At 71.1% G+C, this 16,823-nt stretch carries 18 protein-coding genes; 9 read left to right on the forward strand and 9 right to left on the reverse strand.

The window, feature by feature from the left end:
* Positions 1 to 78 precede the first annotated feature (78 nt).
* The 5 genes from OG472_RS16450 to OG472_RS16470 form a co-directional block, all read right to left on the reverse strand.
* Entirely contained in the window at positions 79 to 1,194 is a 1,116-nt protein-coding gene (locus tag OG472_RS16450; RefSeq protein ID WP_383568563.1) for a DUF475 domain-containing protein, read from the reverse strand.
* Positions 1,195 to 1,217: 23 nt separating this feature from the next.
* A complete protein-coding gene (locus OG472_RS16455) occupies positions 1,218 to 1,793 on the reverse strand; it encodes a TerD family protein (protein WP_383568560.1) in 576 nt (191 codons plus the stop codon).
* Positions 1,794 to 1,966: 173 nt separating this feature from the next.
* Positions 1,967 to 2,542 carry a TerD family protein gene (locus tag OG472_RS16460; protein WP_030715382.1) on the reverse strand — a complete coding sequence of 192 codons (576 nt, stop codon included), beginning with the start codon at positions 2,540 to 2,542 and terminating at the stop codon, positions 1,967 to 1,969.
* Positions 2,543 to 2,680: 138 nt separating this feature from the next.
* Positions 2,681 to 3,139 carry a peroxiredoxin gene (locus OG472_RS16465; protein WP_327413775.1) on the reverse strand — a complete coding sequence of 153 codons (459 nt, stop codon included), beginning with the start codon at positions 3,137 to 3,139 and terminating at the stop codon, positions 2,681 to 2,683.
* 139 nt (positions 3,140 to 3,278) lie between these two features.
* Positions 3,279 to 3,710, reverse strand: coding sequence for a DUF3052 domain-containing protein (locus OG472_RS16470; RefSeq protein WP_319721465.1), 432 nt, complete (start codon positions 3,708 to 3,710; stop codon positions 3,279 to 3,281).
* Between the two features lie 425 nt (positions 3,711 to 4,135).
* Here OG472_RS16470 and aceE point away from each other — a divergent pair, with 425 nt between their 5' ends.
* Complete coding sequence (aceE, locus tag OG472_RS16475) at positions 4,136 to 6,868, forward strand: pyruvate dehydrogenase (acetyl-transferring), homodimeric type (RefSeq protein ID WP_401601770.1); 2,733 nt, start codon at positions 4,136 to 4,138, stop codon at positions 6,866 to 6,868.
* A 146-nt stretch (positions 6,869 to 7,014) separates the two neighbouring features.
* Positions 7,015 to 7,836, forward strand: coding sequence for a potassium channel family protein (locus OG472_RS16480; protein WP_405829991.1), 822 nt, complete (start codon positions 7,015 to 7,017; stop codon positions 7,834 to 7,836).
* On the opposite strand, the gene OG472_RS16485 is transcribed toward OG472_RS16480, so the two are convergent.
* Positions 7,817 to 8,212: a peptidase inhibitor family I36 protein gene (locus tag OG472_RS16485; protein ID WP_401601774.1), complete on the reverse strand. Its 396-nt coding sequence runs from the start codon at positions 8,210 to 8,212 to the stop codon at positions 7,817 to 7,819. The two genes, OG472_RS16480 and OG472_RS16485, sit on opposite strands and share 20 nt — an antisense overlap.
* A 384-nt stretch (positions 8,213 to 8,596) precedes the next feature.
* Here OG472_RS16485 and OG472_RS16490 point away from each other — a divergent pair, with 384 nt between their 5' ends.
* From OG472_RS16490 to OG472_RS16515, 6 genes are all read left to right on the forward strand, one after another.
* Positions 8,597 to 9,268, forward strand: a complete 672-nt coding sequence (locus OG472_RS16490) for a TetR family transcriptional regulator (protein ID WP_401601776.1) — start codon at positions 8,597 to 8,599, stop codon at positions 9,266 to 9,268.
* Positions 9,269 to 9,486: 218 nt separating this feature from the next.
* Positions 9,487 to 10,626 (forward strand): alpha/beta hydrolase, encoded by a 1,140-nt coding sequence (locus tag OG472_RS16495; RefSeq protein WP_401602487.1) that lies wholly within the window; start codon positions 9,487 to 9,489, stop codon positions 10,624 to 10,626.
* Between the two features lie 76 nt (positions 10,627 to 10,702).
* Positions 10,703 to 11,548: a DUF4429 domain-containing protein gene (locus OG472_RS16500; protein ID WP_405941673.1), complete on the forward strand. Its 846-nt coding sequence runs from the start codon at positions 10,703 to 10,705 to the stop codon at positions 11,546 to 11,548.
* A gap of 96 nt (positions 11,549 to 11,644) precedes the next feature.
* Complete coding sequence (locus OG472_RS16505; RefSeq protein WP_383568483.1) at positions 11,645 to 12,031, forward strand: GntR family transcriptional regulator; 387 nt, start codon at positions 11,645 to 11,647, stop codon at positions 12,029 to 12,031.
* Positions 12,032 to 12,066: 35 nt separating this feature from the next.
* A complete protein-coding gene (locus OG472_RS16510; protein ID WP_405943188.1) occupies positions 12,067 to 12,915 on the forward strand; it encodes an ATP-binding cassette domain-containing protein in 849 nt (282 codons plus the stop codon).
* Positions 12,912 to 13,829, forward strand: a complete 918-nt coding sequence (locus OG472_RS16515; RefSeq protein ID WP_401601784.1) for an ABC transporter permease — start codon at positions 12,912 to 12,914, stop codon at positions 13,827 to 13,829. Before OG472_RS16510 ends, OG472_RS16515 begins: the two co-directional genes overlap by 4 nt.
* 22 nt (positions 13,830 to 13,851) lie before the next feature.
* Here OG472_RS16515 and OG472_RS16520 read toward each other — a convergent pair whose 3' ends face one another.
* Complete coding sequence (locus OG472_RS16520; protein WP_405941674.1) at positions 13,852 to 14,883, reverse strand: aldo/keto reductase; 1,032 nt, start codon at positions 14,881 to 14,883, stop codon at positions 13,852 to 13,854.
* On the reverse strand, positions 14,880 to 15,263 hold the full coding sequence (locus OG472_RS16525; RefSeq protein ID WP_362806072.1) for a MerR family transcriptional regulator: 384 nt from the start codon (positions 15,261 to 15,263) through the stop codon (positions 14,880 to 14,882). Before OG472_RS16525 ends, OG472_RS16520 begins: the two co-directional genes overlap by 4 nt.
* A gap of 78 nt (positions 15,264 to 15,341) precedes the next feature.
* Here OG472_RS16525 and OG472_RS16530 point away from each other — a divergent pair, with 78 nt between their 5' ends.
* Positions 15,342 to 16,160 carry a serine hydrolase domain-containing protein gene (locus tag OG472_RS16530; protein ID WP_401602489.1) on the forward strand — a complete coding sequence of 273 codons (819 nt, stop codon included), beginning with the start codon at positions 15,342 to 15,344 and terminating at the stop codon, positions 16,158 to 16,160.
* Here the strand turns inward: OG472_RS16530 and OG472_RS16535 are convergent.
* Positions 16,157 to 16,810, reverse strand: coding sequence for a pirin family protein (locus tag OG472_RS16535; protein WP_401601790.1), 654 nt, complete (start codon positions 16,808 to 16,810; stop codon positions 16,157 to 16,159). The two genes, OG472_RS16530 and OG472_RS16535, sit on opposite strands and share 4 nt — an antisense overlap.
* Positions 16,811 to 16,823: the final 13 nt, after the last annotated feature.

Raw genomic sequence — 16,823 nt, forward strand, 5'->3', positions numbered from 1 at the left:
ACGGAAGCGGGGCGGCCCGCCGGGTCCGTGGACCCGGTGGACCGCCCCGCAATTGAGCGTTCCGCATTACCGCCGCGGTCATGCCTCGGCGGTGGAACCCTCCAGTTCCAGGCGCTTGTTGCGGCGCACCGAGGACCAGAAGGACCATCCGATCAGCAGCACGCCGACGAGACCGGTGATGATCTCGTTGATCTCGTACTGGATGGTGACGAGAAGGATCACGGCGAGGGCGCCGATCGCGTAGTGCGCGCCGTGCTCCAGGTAGACGTAGTCGTCGAGGGTGCCCTGGCGGACCAGGTAGACCGTCAGCGAACGGACGTACATGGCACCGATGCCGAGGCCGAGGGCCATGAGCACGATGTCGTTGGTGATGGCGAAGGCGCCGATGACCCCGTCGAAGGAGAAGGAGGCGTCGAGGACTTCGAGGTAGAGGAACATGAAGAAGGCGGCCTTGCCGGCCATGGCCACGGCCGAGACGGGCTTGCCGGTCCGCTTGGCCTCTTCCTCCGCCTCGTGCTCGGCCTCCTCCTCTTCCTCCAGCTTGTTCTCGAAGTAGCCGGAGAGGCCGCCGACGACCATGTAGGTGATCAGGCCGAGGATGCCGGAGATCAGGACGGTCTGCGCCTTGTCCACGTGGACGCCACCGTGCTGGTGGGCGTTGGCCGCGAAGGTCATCGAGGTGATGACCAGGACGATCAGCGCGATGCAGGCGGACAGCATGTCGACCTTGCCGAGCTTGGCGAGCGGACGCTCGAGCCAGGCGAGCCACTTGATGTCACGGTCCTCGAAGATGAAGTCGAGGAAGATCATCAGCAGGAACATGCCACCGAACGCGGCGATGGACGGGTGGGCGTCGGTGACGAGCTGCTCGTACATCTCCTTGTCGTTGACGGCCAGTTCCACGGCCTCGATGGGCCCGATCTTGGCGCTGATCGCGACGATCACAACGGGGAAGACCAGTCGCATACCGAAGACCGCGATGAGCACGCCGACGGTGAGGAAGATCTTCTGCCAGAAGGCATTCATCTTCTTCAGGATTCCGGCGTTGACCACCGCATTGTCGAAGGACAGCGAGATCTCGAGGACCGACAGGATCGCCACGATCCCGAAGGCCTGCCACCCCCCGTAGAACACCGCTGCGACCAGACCGAGCGCAGTGATTGCGAACGACCAGCCGAAGGTTTTGAGAACCACTGGCACCCCATCGTTGTACGGCTTTACGAAACGTTGACCCCGAAGTCTAGAGCGATGCCCCTGAGCCCCGACGCGTACCCCTGCCCCACCGCACGGAACTTCCATTCGCCCCCGTAGCGGTAGACCTCACCGAAGATCATCGCGGTCTCGCTGGAGGCGTCCTCGGAGAGGTCGTAGCGGGCCAGTTCCTGCCCGTCGGCCTGGTTCACCACCCGGATGAAGGCGTTGCTGACCTGGCCGAAGCTCTGCCGGCGGCTGTCCGCCTCGTGGATGGAGACCGGGAAGACGATCTTGTCCACCTGGGCCGGCACCTTGGTCAGGTCGATGATGATCGACTCGTCGTCGCCTTCACCCTCGCCGGTGAGGTTGTCCCCCGTGTGTTCGACGGAGCCGTCGGGGCTCTTCAGGTTGTTGTAGAAGACGAAGTACTCGTCCCCCAGCACCCGGCCGCTGTTGCACAGCAGCGCGCTGGCGTCGAGGTCGAAGTCGGCTCCCGTGGTCGAGCGCGCGTCCCATCCGAGACCGATCAGCACCCTGGTGAGGTTCGGTGCGGCCTTGGACAGGGAGACATTGCCCCCCTTGGCGAGTGTGACGCCCATGTTGTGGTCCTCCCCGGACGACGGTGTGGCGATGTGGCTGCGTGGCGTGGCCGTGCAGTGCGGTGTGGTGCGATGTATGCAGTGCAGTGCACTGCATGTGTACAGCGATGTGGTGAAGCACGTCCGGCGCCGTACACACAGTGCACGGCGCCGGACGGATGGACTGCTCGGGGTCAGACGTTGACGCCGAAGTCCTGCGCGATGCCGCGCAGGCCGGAGGCGTAGCCCTGGCCGATGGCGCGGAACTTCCACTCCGCGCCGTTGCGGTACAGCTCGCCGAAGACCATGGCGGTCTCGGTCGAGGCGTCCTCGGAGAGGTCGTAGCGGGCGAGCTCGCTGTTGTCGGCCTGGTTCACGACGCGGATGTACGCGTTGCGGACCTGGCCGAAGCTCTGCTGGCGGCTCTCGGCCTCGTAGATCGAGACCGGGAAGACGATCTTGGCTACGTCGGCGGGAACGCCGGCGAGGTTCACCTTGATCGCCTCGTCGTCGCCCTCGCCCTCACCGGTGGTGTTGTCACCGGTGTGCTCGACCGAGCCGTCGGGGCTCTTCAGGTTGTTGAAGAAGACGAAGTTCGCGTCGCTGGTGACCTTGCCCTGGTCGCTGGTCAGGATCGCGCTGGCATCGAGGTCGAAGTCGACGCCGGTGGTGGTGCGAGCATCCCAGCCCAGACCGACGATGACCGCCGTCAGGTTAGGCGCGGCCTTGGTCAGCGAGACGTTGCCGCCCTTGCTGAGGCTGACTCCCACGGGTCCTCCATTGGGTTCTGTGTGGGGCGGTGCCCCGTCTTGCGGTTGCTACCGGATCAACGTTTCGATCCTAGTGACGGGTTCCCGCCCGTAAGCGGTTTTCGCAGGGAACTGCGCGTACGGCCCGGGCAGACTCGCTCAGAGACTGTCGAGCGCCTTGATGTACTCGTTCAGGTCACGTGCGTCGGGCAGCCCGTTGACCACGGTCCAGCGCACCACGCCGTCCTTGTCGATGATGAAGGTGCCGCGGACCGCGCAGCCCTTCGCCTCGTCGAAGACGCCGTACGCGCGGGAGGTCTCCCCGTGCGGCCAGAAGTCCGACAGCAGCGGGTAGTCCAGTCCCTCCTGCTCCCCGAAGACCCGCAGGGTCGGCACGGAGTCGTTGGAGACCGCGAGGAGCTGCACGTCGTCGTTCTGGAAGCGCGGGAGCTGGTCGCGCAGCTCGCACAGCTCGCCGGTGCAGACTCCGGTGAAGGCGAACGGGTAGAAGAGCAGCACCACGGCCTTCTCCCCGCGGAAGTCGGAGAGCCGCACGGTGGCGCCGTGATTGTCCTTGAGCTCGAAGTCCGGGGCCTTGTCGCCGACCTCGATCGCCATCTGTCGCATCCCTTCGTTCCTGCATCAGTGCGTTGGGCTGTTCGGGTGAGACACAGCTTAGGGCGGCCGGGGCCGCGAACGCGTACACCCCGCCGACCGGGGTCGACGGGGTGTACGAGATGTCCTCGAAGGACGCTGCTCAGCGCTTCTTGGCGGCAGTCTTGGGCGTCACCAGCTTGGTGGCGGCCCACTCCTTGCCGACGGGGGCGCCCTTGGCCAGCGAGAGACCTGCGGTCTCCGCGGCTTCCTGGATGTCGCTGGCCTCGACGTAACCGGGACGGCCCGTCTTGGGGGTCAGCAGCAGGATCAGTGCGCCGTCCTCGATCAGCTCGGTGGCATCGACCAGTACGTCCGCCAGATCGTCGGCGTCGGGTTCCTCTCGGAACCACAGCAGTACGGCGTCCGCGACGTCGTCGTAGTCCTCGTCGACGAGTTCGCCGACGAGCTCCTCGACGACATCACGGAATTCCTGATCGACGTCGTCGTCGTAGCCGATCTCCTGGACCACCTGTTCGGACTGGAAACCCAGCCGGGCGGCCAGGCTCTCCGCGTGGTCCGCGGTCGCGCTCACGGGGTGCCTCCTGCTCATGTTCGGTGAATGTCTTCGGCGGCGCGCGTACGCGCAGCATTGGGCGTAGTCCACACGGGCGCGGCGGATCGCGCAAGTACCCGGCCGCCGAGACCGTCGAAACGGTGACGATTGCGGCCGTCTCGCCGCAACTTTCAGCCTTCCCGTGTGCACCTCTGGTGATTCATCCCACACCATTCCAGCTCATTCGGCATCATCGGCGACCCTCGACGGCTTTCCTACCTGTTTGAGCGACGAACGGTCTCACGGAGCCGGCGCCCGGCTCGGGCGTAAGATCGCGGTTCGTCCGGACCCGCCACCGATCTTCCGGCCATTACCCGGCGGTAAAGATGACGATTTCGGTCGAGCGTAAGAGCATGGGAGGCGGCGAACTCAAGGCACGACTCCCCCGACAGCGAAGGAACAGCGTGGCTTCCGCATCCGATCGCAATCCGATCATCATTGGCGGCCTGCCGAGTCAGGTCCCGGACTTCGATCCGGAGGAGACGCAGGAGTGGCTCGACTCCCTGGACGCCGCAGTCGACGAGCGGGGACGTGAACGCGCCCGCTACCTGATGCTGCGGCTGATCGAGCGGGCCCGCGAGAAGCGCGTGGCCGTGCCCGAGATGCGCAGCACGGACTACGTCAACACGATCGCCACCAAGGACGAGCCGTTCTTCCCCGGCAACGAGGAGATCGAGCGCAAGGTTCTGAACGCCACCCGGTGGAACGCGGCCGTCATGGTCTCGCGCGCCCAGCGTCCCGGGATCGGGGTGGGCGGCCACATCGCCACCTTCGCCTCCTCCGCCTCGCTCTACGACGTGGGCTTCAACCACTTCTTCCGGGGCAAGGACGAGGGCGACGGCGGCGACCAGATCTTCTTCCAGGGCCACGCCTCCCCCGGCATCTACGCCCGCGCCTACCTCCTGGACCGGCTCTCCGAGCAGCAGCTCGACGCGTTCCGCCAGGAGAAGTCGAAGGCCCCGTACGGCCTTTCCAGCTACCCGCACCCGCGGCTGATGCCGGACTTCTGGGAGTTCCCGACCGTCTCGATGGGCCTCGGCCCGCTCGGTGCGATCTACCAGGCCCGGATGAACCGGTACATGGAGGCGCGCGGGATCGCGGACACCTCCAAGTCCCACGTGTGGGCGTATCTCGGCGACGGCGAGATGGACGAGCCGGAGTCGCTCGGCCAGCTGTCGATCGCCGCCCGCGAGGGCCTGGACAACCTGACCTTCGTGGTCAACTGCAACCTGCAGCGGCTCGACGGGCCGGTGCGCGGCAACGGCAAGATCATCCAGGAGCTGGAGTCGCAGTTCCGCGGGGCCGGCTGGAACGTCATCAAACTGATCTGGGACCGCTCCTGGGACCCGCTGCTGGCCCAGGACCGCGACGGCATCCTGGTCAACAAGATGAACACCACCCCCGACGGGCAGTTCCAGACGTACGCCACCGAATCGGGCGCGTACATCCGTGACCACTTCTTCGGGGACGACCAGCGGCTGCGCGCGATGGTCGAGAACATGACCGACTACCAGATCCAGCACCTGGGCCGTGGCGGGCACGACCACAAGAAGGTCTACGCGGCGTACGCGGCGGCCAAGGCCCACAAGGGCCAGCCGACGGTGATCCTGGCGCAGACGGTCAAGGGCTGGACGCTCGGCCCGAACTTCGAGGGCCGCAACGCGACGCACCAGATGAAGAAGCTGACGGTCGACGACCTCAAGCGCTTCCGGGACCGCCTGCACATCCCGATCACCGACCAGCAGCTGGAAGGCGGGGCGCCGCCGTACTACCACCCGGGCCGCAACTCCCCCGAGATCCAGTACATGCACGACCAGCGCAGCTCGCTGGGCGGCTACGTGCCGACCCGTGTGGTGCGCGCCAAGCCGCTGGAGCTGCCGGGCGACGCGGCGTACGCGGCCGCCAAGAAGGGCTCGGGCCAGCAGTCGATCGCCACCACGATGGCCTTCGTCCGCATCCTGAAGGACCTGATGCGGGACAAGGAGATCGGCAAGCGGTTCGTGCTGATCGCGCCCGACGAGTACCGCACCTTCGGCATGGACGCGTTCTTCCCGAGCGCCAAGATCTACAACCCGCTGGGCCAGCAGTACGAGGCGGTCGACCGCGACCTGCTGCTCGCGTACAAGGAGTCGCCGACCGGCCAGATGCTGCACGACGGCATCTCGGAGGCGGGCTGCACGGCCTCGCTGATCGCCGCGGGTTCGGCGTACGCGACGCACGGCGAGCCGCTGATCCCGGTCTACGTCTTCTACTCGATGTTCGGTTTCCAGCGCACGGGTGACCAGTTCTGGCAGATGGCCGACCAGCTGGCGCGCGGTTTCGTCCTCGGCGCGACCGCCGGGCGGACCACCCTTACGGGTGAGGGCCTGCAGCACGCCGACGGTCACTCCCAGCTGCTCGCCTCGACGAACCCGGGCTGTGTGGCGTACGACCCGGCCTACGGCTACGAGATCGCGCACATCGTCCAGGACGGTCTGCGGCGCATGTACGGGCCGGAGGCGGAGGACGTCTTCTACTACCTGACCGTCTACAACGAGCCGATCCAGCACCCGGCCGAGCCGGCGGACGTCGACGTGGACGGCATCCTCAAGGGCATCCACCGGGTCTCGAAGGGCACCTCGGGCATCGTCGGGGCGCAGCTCATGGCCTCGGGCGTGGCAGTGCCGTGGGCGCTGGAGGCGCAGCGGATCCTGGCCGCGGAGTGGAACGTCCGGGCGGACGTCTGGTCGGCGACCTCCTGGAACGAGCTGCGCCGCGAGGCGGTGGAGGCTGAGGAGCACAACCTGCTCCACCCGGAGGAGGAGCAGCGCGTTCCGTACGTGACGCGGAAGCTGTCGGGTGCGGAGGGGCCGTTCGTGGCGGTCTCGGACTGGATGCGGGCGGTCCCGGACCAGATCTCGCGGTGGGTGCCCGGCCCGTACACCTCGCTGGGTGCGGACGGCTTCGGTTTCGCGGACACGCGCGGTGCGGCCCGGCGCTTCTTCCACATCGACGCGCAGTCGGTGGTCCTGGCGACGCTCACCGAGCTCGCGAAGACCGGTCAGGTCGACCGGTCGGTGCTGAAGCAGGCCGTCGACCGGTACCAGCTGCTGGACGTGGCGGCGGCCGACCCGGGCGCGGCGGGCGGCGACGCCTGACGCCTGCGGCGGGCCCGGCGGGGTGAGGGCGGGGGCTGACCGGTCCCGGCCGGCCCCGCCTCCCGCGCACAGGTGTGCGGACCCGGCGCGGGTCCCGGCTCCGGCCGGGGCCCGCGCTTCTTTACGCGTTGCCTACGATGCTCGGCATGAAGGAACCCTCACGTCAGGCGCAGTGGGAACGCCGTACGCAGGCCCCGCTGCTGGTGCTCGCCCTGGCTTTCGCCGTCGCGTACGCCGTGCCGATCGTCGCCCCCGACGCGGACGCGGGAGTGCACCGGGCGTGCACGCACGCGGAGTGGGTGGTGTGGGGTGCCTTCGCCCTCGACTACCTGGTGCGGCTGGGCCTCTCGACGGACCGCAAGCACTTCGTCCGGACCCACTGGCTGGACCTGGCCGCCGTGGTGCTGCCTCTCGTGCAGCCGCTGCGGCTGCTGCGGCTGGTCGCGACGCTGATGCTGGTGGGCCGGCGGGCCCGGATGGCCCCGCAGATCCAGCTGACGACGTACGTGGCCGGGGCGGTCGTGGGCCTGCTGATGTTCGGCTCGCTGGCGGTGCTGAGCGTGGAGCGGGACGCCCCCGACGGGAACATCAAGAACCTGGGCGACGCCGTGTGGTGGTCCTTCACCACGATGACGACGGTCGGGTACGGGGACCACTCGCCCACCACCGGACTCGGCCGGGTCCTGGCCGTGGGCCTGATGCTGTCGGGGATCGCCCTGCTCGGTGTGGTGACCGCCAACATCGCCGCCTGGTTCATCTCCCGCTTCGAGCGCGACGACCAGGCGGAGCGGCTCCAGCTGGCGGCCATCCGGGAGCTCAGGGAGGAGGTGCGGGCGCTGCGCGGCGAGGTCGCCCGGCTGGGCGGCGCGGGGGCCGTGACCGGGGCGGCGGCCGGCGCCTCGGCCCCGCCCGCACCCGACCAGCCGAACGCCCCGGCGCAGCGGGAAGCTACCTCTCCCACACCTTGAACGCCCGCACCTGGTAGGGCGACTGGGGCAGCCAGACCCCGTCGCCCGGGTAGGTCTGGAACTCGCCGGTCTCCGCGCACTGCGCCGACTGGTAGGTGGTCACCGGCCGCCCGGTGCGGTTGGCGAGCGACTGGGCGCTGGTCCCGGCGGGCAGTGCGGTGCAGCTTTCGACGTCGAGGGTGCTGAGCTCGTGGGTCCGCTTGGTGCCCTTGAACTCGGGTTTCGCCCACAGGCACAGCTGCCCGGTCGCGCAGGCCCCGAGGGCCGGCGGGCCCGCGGCCTGTGCCGTGGTGGCCGTACTCGGGATGAGGGCGGTGAGGGCCAGGACGGTCGCGGCCAGGACGGTGGTGACGCGCGTGGTTCGACACGTACGCATGACGGGTCAACTCCTTGTGGACGGCGGGCGCCCGGACCGATTCCGGGGCCTTACCGGCACCACGCTGACCTGCGGTGACGGGCGGGCGGAAGGGGCCCCGGGCGGGTCCACCCGGATAGGCGACGGCCCCGCCGGAACCGTCCGGCGGGGCCTTCGTACGTACGGAGTTGACGCTTCCGGGAGCCGTCGGAGCGTGCCGCGCCCGCCCCGGCGGGGGCGGGGCCCCGGACGGCGGACGACCCGAACGTGTCATGCGCGGCCGGTCGCCCAGACGGGCCCGGGACGGCGGACGACCCTTCGCAAACGGCTTAACGCGACCGTCGCGGCCCGCCGGTCACCGGTACTCTGACCGCCCACTCGGCGTCGGAAGGGAGCCCCGGAGTGATGATCGACGAGCGTTCTGCGCCGGCGGCACCGGTGCCCGGGCTGCGTGAACGCAAGAAGCGCCGCACCCGGAACGCGCTGCTGCGCGCCGCACTCCTGCTCTTCCTCTCCCAGGGGTACGAGCGCACCACCGTCGACGAGATCACCGACGCCGTGAACGTGTCCCAGCGCACCTTCTTCCGCTACTTCGCCAACAAGGAGGAGGTCGTCTTCGCCGTCCAGGACCTGACCGAGGCGCACTTCGTCGCCTCCCTGGACGCCCGGCCGGCCGCCGAGGGGCCCCTCGAAGCCATGCGGGGCGCGGTCCTCGCCGCCTGGGACACCGTCGAGGAGGCCCTCGCCGACGTGGTCCCCGTCGAGGTCTACATGCGCAGCTACCGGCTGATCGAGTGCACCCCGGCCCTGCTCGCAGTGCACCTGCGGCGCTCCACCGAGCTGGAGGAACGGATCTCCCGGCTGATCGCCGCCCGCGAGGGCCTGGACGTGGACGCCGATCCGCGGCCGCGGGTGGCCGTCGCCGCGTTCTGCGGCGTGATGCGGCTCACGGGGCGGCTCTGGGGGCACGGCGAGGACACCAGCGTGGCCGCGATCCGGCGGCTGACGGAGGCCTACCTCGACCGCATCGGCCCCTCGCTGGCCGCGAGCTGGCGCTGGGAGGCGGCCGGGGCCTGATCGCCCGGACTGCCCGGGGAGTTGTAGCGGATCACCCGCGTTCCGTAAGGGGTCCCACGGTCGGCCGTGAGTCCTGTCACCCGGGGCGCCACTGCCGGTGGGGGTCTCCTACGCTGGTCCCAGTGAATCTGTCCGGCCTCGCCCACCCCCCCGTTCCCGGCGCCGACCCGCGCCCTGCCGCCCTGCGTGCGCTGCTCGCGCTGGCGGTGGTCTTCATCATGCTGGCGACCACCGGCTGGACGGCCGTGCACCGGCCCGAGGGGGGCACCCCGCTGCGGGCCGCCGCGCTCCAGGCCTGGGCCAAGGCCAGGATCGACGGCCGTCCGGTGCCGCCCGCCGACGCCCCCGTACGGACGGTGGCCCGCTTCTTCGCGGGCCTCGACGGGGCGCAGCGGGCCCGGCTCGCCGACGGCTACCCCTTCGTGGTGGGCAACCTCGACGGGACTCCCGCCGCCACCCGCTACCGGGCCAACCTGCACGGCCTGGAGCAGGCCCGCCAGGTCGAGGAGGCCCGCAGCCGCGACGTGGCGCTGACCCCGGCCGACCGGGCGGAGGCCACCCGGCGCTCCCACCGCTTCGCCTCGCTCGCCGACCCCGGCCGGCAGATCCTCACCTTCGATCCCACCGGCGACGGCCGCGTGGCCGAGGTCTTCGGCGACCTCGACGGGGCCCGCCGGGTCTCGGTGATCGTGCCCGGCGTCGACACCGACGCACTCACCTTCGAGCGCACCCAGCGCCGCCTGACCTCACCCGTCGGCATGGCCGAGTCCCTGTACGCGGCGCAGCGCGCGACCTCGCCGGACAGCCGGACGGCGGTCATCGCCTGGGCCGGCTACACCGCGCCCGCCGGGGTGGGCGTGGACGCCGCCACGGGCCGGATGGCCGTCGACGGCGCGGTCCGGTTGAAGGCGCTGACCACGTCCCTGCCCGGGGGTTCGGGCGTGGCGCTGTTCTGCCACAGCTACGGATCGGTGGTGTGCGGGGTCGCCGCGCACGAGCTGCCGGCCCGGGTGACGGACGTGGTGGTGGCGGGCAGCCCCGGGATGCGCGCTTCGAGCGTCGAGGGCCTGCACACCTCGGCCCGGGTCTGGGCGACGCGGGACGAGGGCGACTGGATCGCGGACGTACCGCACCTGGAGGTCGGCGGGGTGGGCCACGGCGCCGATCCGGTGTCCCCGGAGTTCGGGGCGCGGCTGCTGTCCTCGGCCAGGGCCAGGAGTCACACCGGCTATTTCGCGCCAGGTACGGACTCGGTGGAGAACTTCGCCAAGATCGGAACCGGTGCGTTCGCTTCCGTTGTCTGCGCGACCGGGGACGACGCCTGCCGGCGTGGAATTTCCGGGACAGAGGCGGACTGACGCGCGTAGAGGCGCGGAAAACGGGCCCGGCACCGAGGGGGGACGCGCGGGGGCGCCGCCCTTTACGATGTGCCGCATGGGTGACGTACTGGCCGGAAATCATGCCGTCTGGGAGTTCGACTCGGACTCGGTGCTCATCCGCTTCTCACGGGGAATACGAACGCCGAGAGTGCCGAGGCTCCTGCACGCCCTCGGCTCGCGCCGGATCCCCCTCGAAGCGGTGTCCGAGGTGACCGTGACCGCCGGGAAGCGGGACACGGTGGTTCTGCGTGCCGTCCCGCGGCCGGGAGCGGATCCGCTGATGGAGGCTGCCGCCGGGCAGCTGAAGGAGAACTGCGACCCGTACCGGCTGGTGCTGCCGGGCGACCGGGCGCCGCACGCCGCCGCGTTCGCGGACGCCCTGCGGTCCCGGCTGGGGCCGGACGCCGCCGAGCCGGCCGAGCACTTCCTGGTCGAGGCGCCGCGGCCGCCGGTCCACCTGAAGGCGTTCGACGCCCGGGTGGACTTCGACGGATCGGCGGTCACCTTCCACTGGTCCCGTACCGGTGCCACCGGCACCAAGTGGAGGGCCGGCGACCAACGGGTCCCGCTGGCCGACCTCACCGGCGTCGAGTGGTGCTCCCCGGAGGGCCCGGGCGGCCACCTGAGGCTGCACGTGCGGGACACCCCCTGCGATCCGCGCCCGGACCACGACCTGACGGCGGCCGTCTTCGGCATGGGCTACGGGGCGGTGTACGAGTCGCTGCCCTTCGCGGCCGCGGTCCTGGCCGCGGTGCGCGGCCGCACCCGGGTCACCGCCGGGGGCTCCGTCCCGGCGGCGCGCGCCGGGGGCGAGCGGATGCGGCACCTGGACGAGCTGCACAGCGCGGGGCTCCTCACGGACGCCGAGTACGTGGAGCTGGTGGACCGCTTCCGGGCCTAGGGGACCCGTACCAACACGCGCGGCACAGAGCCCCGTTGACATCGTGCGTCACGTGCAGCACCATTTCACTACTTAACTAGTGAAAGGGTGCTGCACGTGCTGGAATACCGCATCGACCGGCGCAGCGGCATGGCCACCTACCTGCAGATCGTCCACCAGACCAAGCAGGCGCTGCGCCTGGGACTACTGGAACCGGGCGACAAGCTGCCCACCGCGCGCGAGGTCGTCGAGGCGACGGCCATCAACCCGAACACGGTGCTCAAGGCCTACCGGGAGCTGGAACGCGAGGGCCTCGTGGAAGGGCGGCGGGGCATGGGCACCTTCGTCCGGAGGTCCCTGGGCAGCGCACCGGCCGACTCCCCCCTGCGGGAGGAACTGGCCGACTGGGCACGGCGCGCGCACGCCGCCGGGCTGGAACGGGACGACGTGGCCGCGCTCTTCACATCCGTACTGGACCAACACTTCAAGGGGGAAGACGCGTGACGGACCATCCGGTGATCGAGGCGTCCTTGCTCGGCGTGCGCTACGGACGGCGGCGGGGCTGGGCACTGCGCGACTGCTCCTTCCGGCTGCCCGCGCGGCGGGTCTGCGCGCTGGTCGGCCACAACGGCGCGGGCAAGTCGACCCTCCTCGCGCTCGCGGCAGGACTGCTCCGGCCGACCGAGGGAACCATCGACGCGCCGCCCCGCGAGGAGACGGCCTACGTGGGCCAGGACAAGCCCCTCTACCCGCAGCTGACCGTCGACGAGACCCTGCGCATGGGCCGCGAGCTCAACCCCGGCCGCTGGGACGCGAAGAGCGCGGAGCGGATCGTCGAGGAGGGCGGCCTCGACCGCACCGCCAAGGTCCGGACCCTCTCGGGCGGCCAGCGCACCCGGGTCGCCCTGGCCCTCGCCCTCGGAAAGCGCCCCGGCCTGCTGCTGCTGGACGAGCCGATGGCCGATCTCGACCCGCTCGCCCGGCATCAGCTCATGGGCACGCTGATGGCCGACACCGCCGAGAACGGCACGTCCGTGGTGATGTCCTCGCACATCCTCACCGAGCTGGAGGGTGCCTGCGACCACCTGCTGCTCGTCGACGGCGGCCGGATCCGCCTCTCCGGCCCCGCCGACGAGGTCGTCGCGGCCCACCGCCTGCTCACCGGACCCGCCACGGCCCTCACCGACCTCGCCGCGCACACCGTCGTCGAGTCCCGCACGGCGGGCCGCCAGCTCACCGCCCTCGCACGGCTGCGCGGCCCGGTCGACACGGACACCTGGCACACGGCCCACCCGTCCCTGGAGGAAGTCCTGCTCGCCCACCTGCGCTCCCCGGAGGCCCCGGCCCTCGCCATCGGCCCCCTCGCCACCGAGGGAGCGCAGGCATGAGCGTGCCGACCCTGAACGGCCCGCGCTGGGTCACGGTCCGCCAGCACCGGCGCGCCCTGTGGGCGCTGCCCGCGGCCGTCGCCGTGAGCCTCGCCGTCGTCCTCGTGCTGCGCTGGTGGGCGAGCTCCCCGGCCGGTCTGCGCTGGAACAACCCGGACGGCCCGCTGCGGGTGGGGATGGAGTACGCCGGCATGGCGATGCTGTTCCTGCCCCTGCTGCTGGGGGCCTTCGTCGCCGGCCCGATGGTCGCCCGCGAGCTGGAGAGCGGCACCTACCGCCTCGCCCTGACCCAGTCGTCGACGCCCCGGGCCTGGCTCGCCTCGAAGATCACGGTGGCCGCCGTGGCCGCGGTGGCCGGCTCGGCCGCACTGGCCGGGGTCTACCGCATCGGCTGGACCCCGCTCGACGGCACGCACCAGTTCGCCTGGGCGGACCGGGGGCCGTACGAGTCGCTCGGCACCGTGCACGTCGCGTACTGCCTGCTGGGCGTCGCCGTCGGAGCCCTCGTCGGCCAGCTCGTACGGCGCACGCTCGCCGCCATGGCGGTCACCGGGCTGGTCACCGGCCTGGTGATGGTGCTGCTCGGCGCCCTGCGGTGGTCCTTCCTGCCCGTACGGACCCTCACCACGTCGTCGGTCGAGACCGGGGTGCCGATGCCCCGGGGCGACACCTTGACGATGGACTACGGACTCACCACGGCCTCGGGCGGACGCCTGCCCGAGTGGACCTGCTTCGCACGCTCCGGCAGCCACCGGGGGTGCCCCGACGACCTGAACGTGACCGGGTGGTACGTCGACTACCACCCGGCCACGCACTACTGGCCGACCCAGTCCATCGAGACGGCGGTGGTCCTGGCCCTCGCCGCCCTCGCCCTCTGGGCGGCCTTCGCGGTCCTGCGCACCCGGTACCGCTGAGGCGCACGGCCAGGGCCTTTCTTCAGCTCCGGTCCTGGCCCTCGCGCGCCTCCGAGGTCGCACTCATGTCCGGGTAGCGGTCGCCCGCGACCCGGGCGGCGATCGGCTCCAGGCGGGCCAGCTGCGCCGCCGTCAGGGTGATCCGGGTCGCGGCGGTGTTCTCGCGCAGCCGGCCCGGCTTGCGGGTGCCCGGGATGGGGATCACGGTCAGCCCGTGCACCTGCGCCCGCTGCTGCACCCAGGCCAGGGCGATCTGCGCCGGGGTCGCCCCCAGCTCCTCGGCGATCTCCCGGACGGGCGCCAGCAGCGCCGCGTTGGCCTTCGCGTTCTCGCCGGTGAACCGCGGCTGGTGGCGCCGGAAGTCGTTCTGCGACAGGTCCGCGGTGGCGTCCGCGAAGGCCCCGGTCAGGAAGCCCCGGCCCAGCGGGGAGTACGGCACCAGCGCCACGCCCAGCTCCGCCGCCGCCCCCACCGCGCTGCGCTCCACGCTCCGGCTGAAGAGCGACCACTCCGACTGGAGCGCCGCGATCGGGTGGACGGCGTGCGCCTCGCGCAGTTCGGCGCCGGTGACCTCGCTGAGCCCGAGGTGGCGCACCTTGCCCTCCTGCACCAGCTCCGCCATGGCGCCGACCGACTCGGCGAACGGCACGGCGGGGTCGCGCCGGTGCATGTAGTAGAGGTCGATGACGTCCACGCCGAGGCGGCGCAGGCTGTCCTCGACGGCCCGCCGGACGTAGGCGCGGTCGTTGCGCACGCCCCGGTAGGCGGGGTCGTCGCTGCGCTCTATGGCGAACTTCGTCGCCAGGGTGATCTCGTCCCGGTGGGCGGCCACGAACGGGGCGAGGAACTCCTCGTTGCGCCCCCGCCCGTAGACGTCCGCGGTGTCGATGAGGGTGACCCCGGCGGCCAGCGCCGCGTCCAGGGTCTCGCGGGCGGCCACCTCGTCGGTGTCCCCGTAGAACTCGCTCATGCCCATGCAGCCGAGGCCCTGGACGCCGACCAGCGGGCCGCCCTTGCCGAGTTCGACCTGGTCGATCTTCGTGGCTTCCGTCATGGCTGTGCCTTCCCCGAGTAGATGCCGATCTTGTAGTCCAGTACGGCCAGCGCGTCCGTGAGCTCCGAGATCCGCGCCCGCACCTCGTGCCGCGTCCGCTCCAGCAGCTCGCGGCGCTCCCCGACGGTGTGCCCGCCCTCACGGACCAGTTCGGCGTACCGGACCATGTCCGCCACCGACATCCCGGTGGCGCGCAGCTTGCCCACGAAGGCCAGCCAGTCCAGGTCCTTGTCGGTGAAGCGCCGCTGTCCCGAGTGGGAGCGGTCCACGTGCGGCATCAGGCCGATCCGCTCGTACCAGCGCAGGGTGTGCTGGGTCAGACCGGTCCGGGCCTCGACCTCGCTGATCGTGTACCGCGTCTGCGTCAGGCTCTGGCTCATGACCCCACGCTAAAACCCTGGAGTGCACTCCAAGCAAGTAGGCTCGGCCGCATGGAGAGCATGGAGGCCGTCAACGGCATGGAAAGCCTGCGGATCATCGAGACCTGGCCGGTGGAGACGGCCGCGGCGGCCGTCGTACGCGCCGACGGAAGCCTCGCCGGCGCCCACGGGCCCGTCGACCACCGCTTCGCGCTGGCCTCCGTGACCAAGCCGCTCGCCGCGTACGCCGCCCTCGTCGCGTACGAGGAAGGGGCGATCGAGCTGGACGAGCCTGCCGGGCCCGAGGGGTCGACGGTCCGTCACCTGCTCGCGCACACCAGCGGCCTGGCCTTCGACGAGCACCGGGTGTCGGCCCCGCCCGGGGAGCGCCGGCTGTACTCCAACGCCGGTTTCGAGGTGCTCGGCGACCACATCGCCAAGGCCACCGGCATCCCCTTCGCGGAGTACGTGCACCAGGCGGTCTTCGAGCCGCTGGGCATGACGGGGACCACCCTGGAGGGCTCGCCCGCCAAGGACGGCGTCTCCACCGTGTCCGACCTGCTGCGCTTCGCCGCCGAGCTGCAGGCGCCCCGGCTGCTCGACGTCCGTACGGTCGCCGCGGCGACCTCCGTCGTGCACCCCGGGCTCAAGGGCGTCCTGCCGGGGTACGGGCACCAGTCGCCCAACGACTGGGGCCTCGGCGTGGAGATCCGCGACGGCAAGTCCCCGCACTGGACGGGCCTGTCCTCCTCGCCCCGCACCTTCGGCCACTTCGGCCAGGCCGGCACCTTCCTGTGGGTGGACCCGGACGCGCGCGCCGCGTGCGTGGCGCTGACGGACCGCGCCTTCGGCCCGTGGGCCGTGGCGGCCTGGACCCCGTTCACGGACGCGGTCCTGGCCGAACTGCGCTCGGCCTAGGGGAGTTCCCAGATCAGCAGTTCCCCCGGGGACCCGGCGGTGATCTCCAGGTCCCGCTCGGCGGTGATCCGCACCGAGTCCCCGGGGCCCAGCTCCTCCCCGTCCAGGCGCAGGTCCCCCCGCACCACGTGCAGGTACACCCGCTCCGCCGCCGGCACGGCCACCCGCTCGCCCGCGCCGGGCCGCCGCACGTGCAGCACGGCGCCGGCCGCGGGGACCTCGTAGGGCGTGCCGTCGGCGACGTCCCGGACCACCTCGTACGAGGGATCGCCGCCCGCGGCGAGGGGCGCGAGCCACATCTGCACGAAGCGCAGCCGCCCGTCGCCGTCGTTGCGCTCCACGTGCCGCGCGCCGGATCCGGCGCTCAGCCACTGCACGTCCCCGGCCCGGACCAGGCCCTTCTCGCCGGTGCTGTCCTGGTGGGTGAGCTCCCCCTCGACGACCCAGGTCACGATCTCGGTGTGGCTGTGCGGGTGCTCGTCGAATCCGGCGCCCGCGGCGAGGACCTCCTCGTTGCAGGCCAGGAGGGGGCCGAAGCGCAGATTGTCCGGGTCGTAGAAGGACCCGAAGGAGAAGGCGTGCCGGGTGGTGATCCCGGCGGCCGGGTCCCCGCCCTCGTACCGGTCGGCGCCTCGGCGTACATCAATCATGGGGGCCACGGTA

Origin of the sequence: Streptomyces sp. NBC_00207 (genome assembly GCF_045160965.1) — a bacterium.
Classification (GTDB): Bacteria; Actinomycetota; Actinomycetes; order Streptomycetales; family Streptomycetaceae; genus Streptomyces.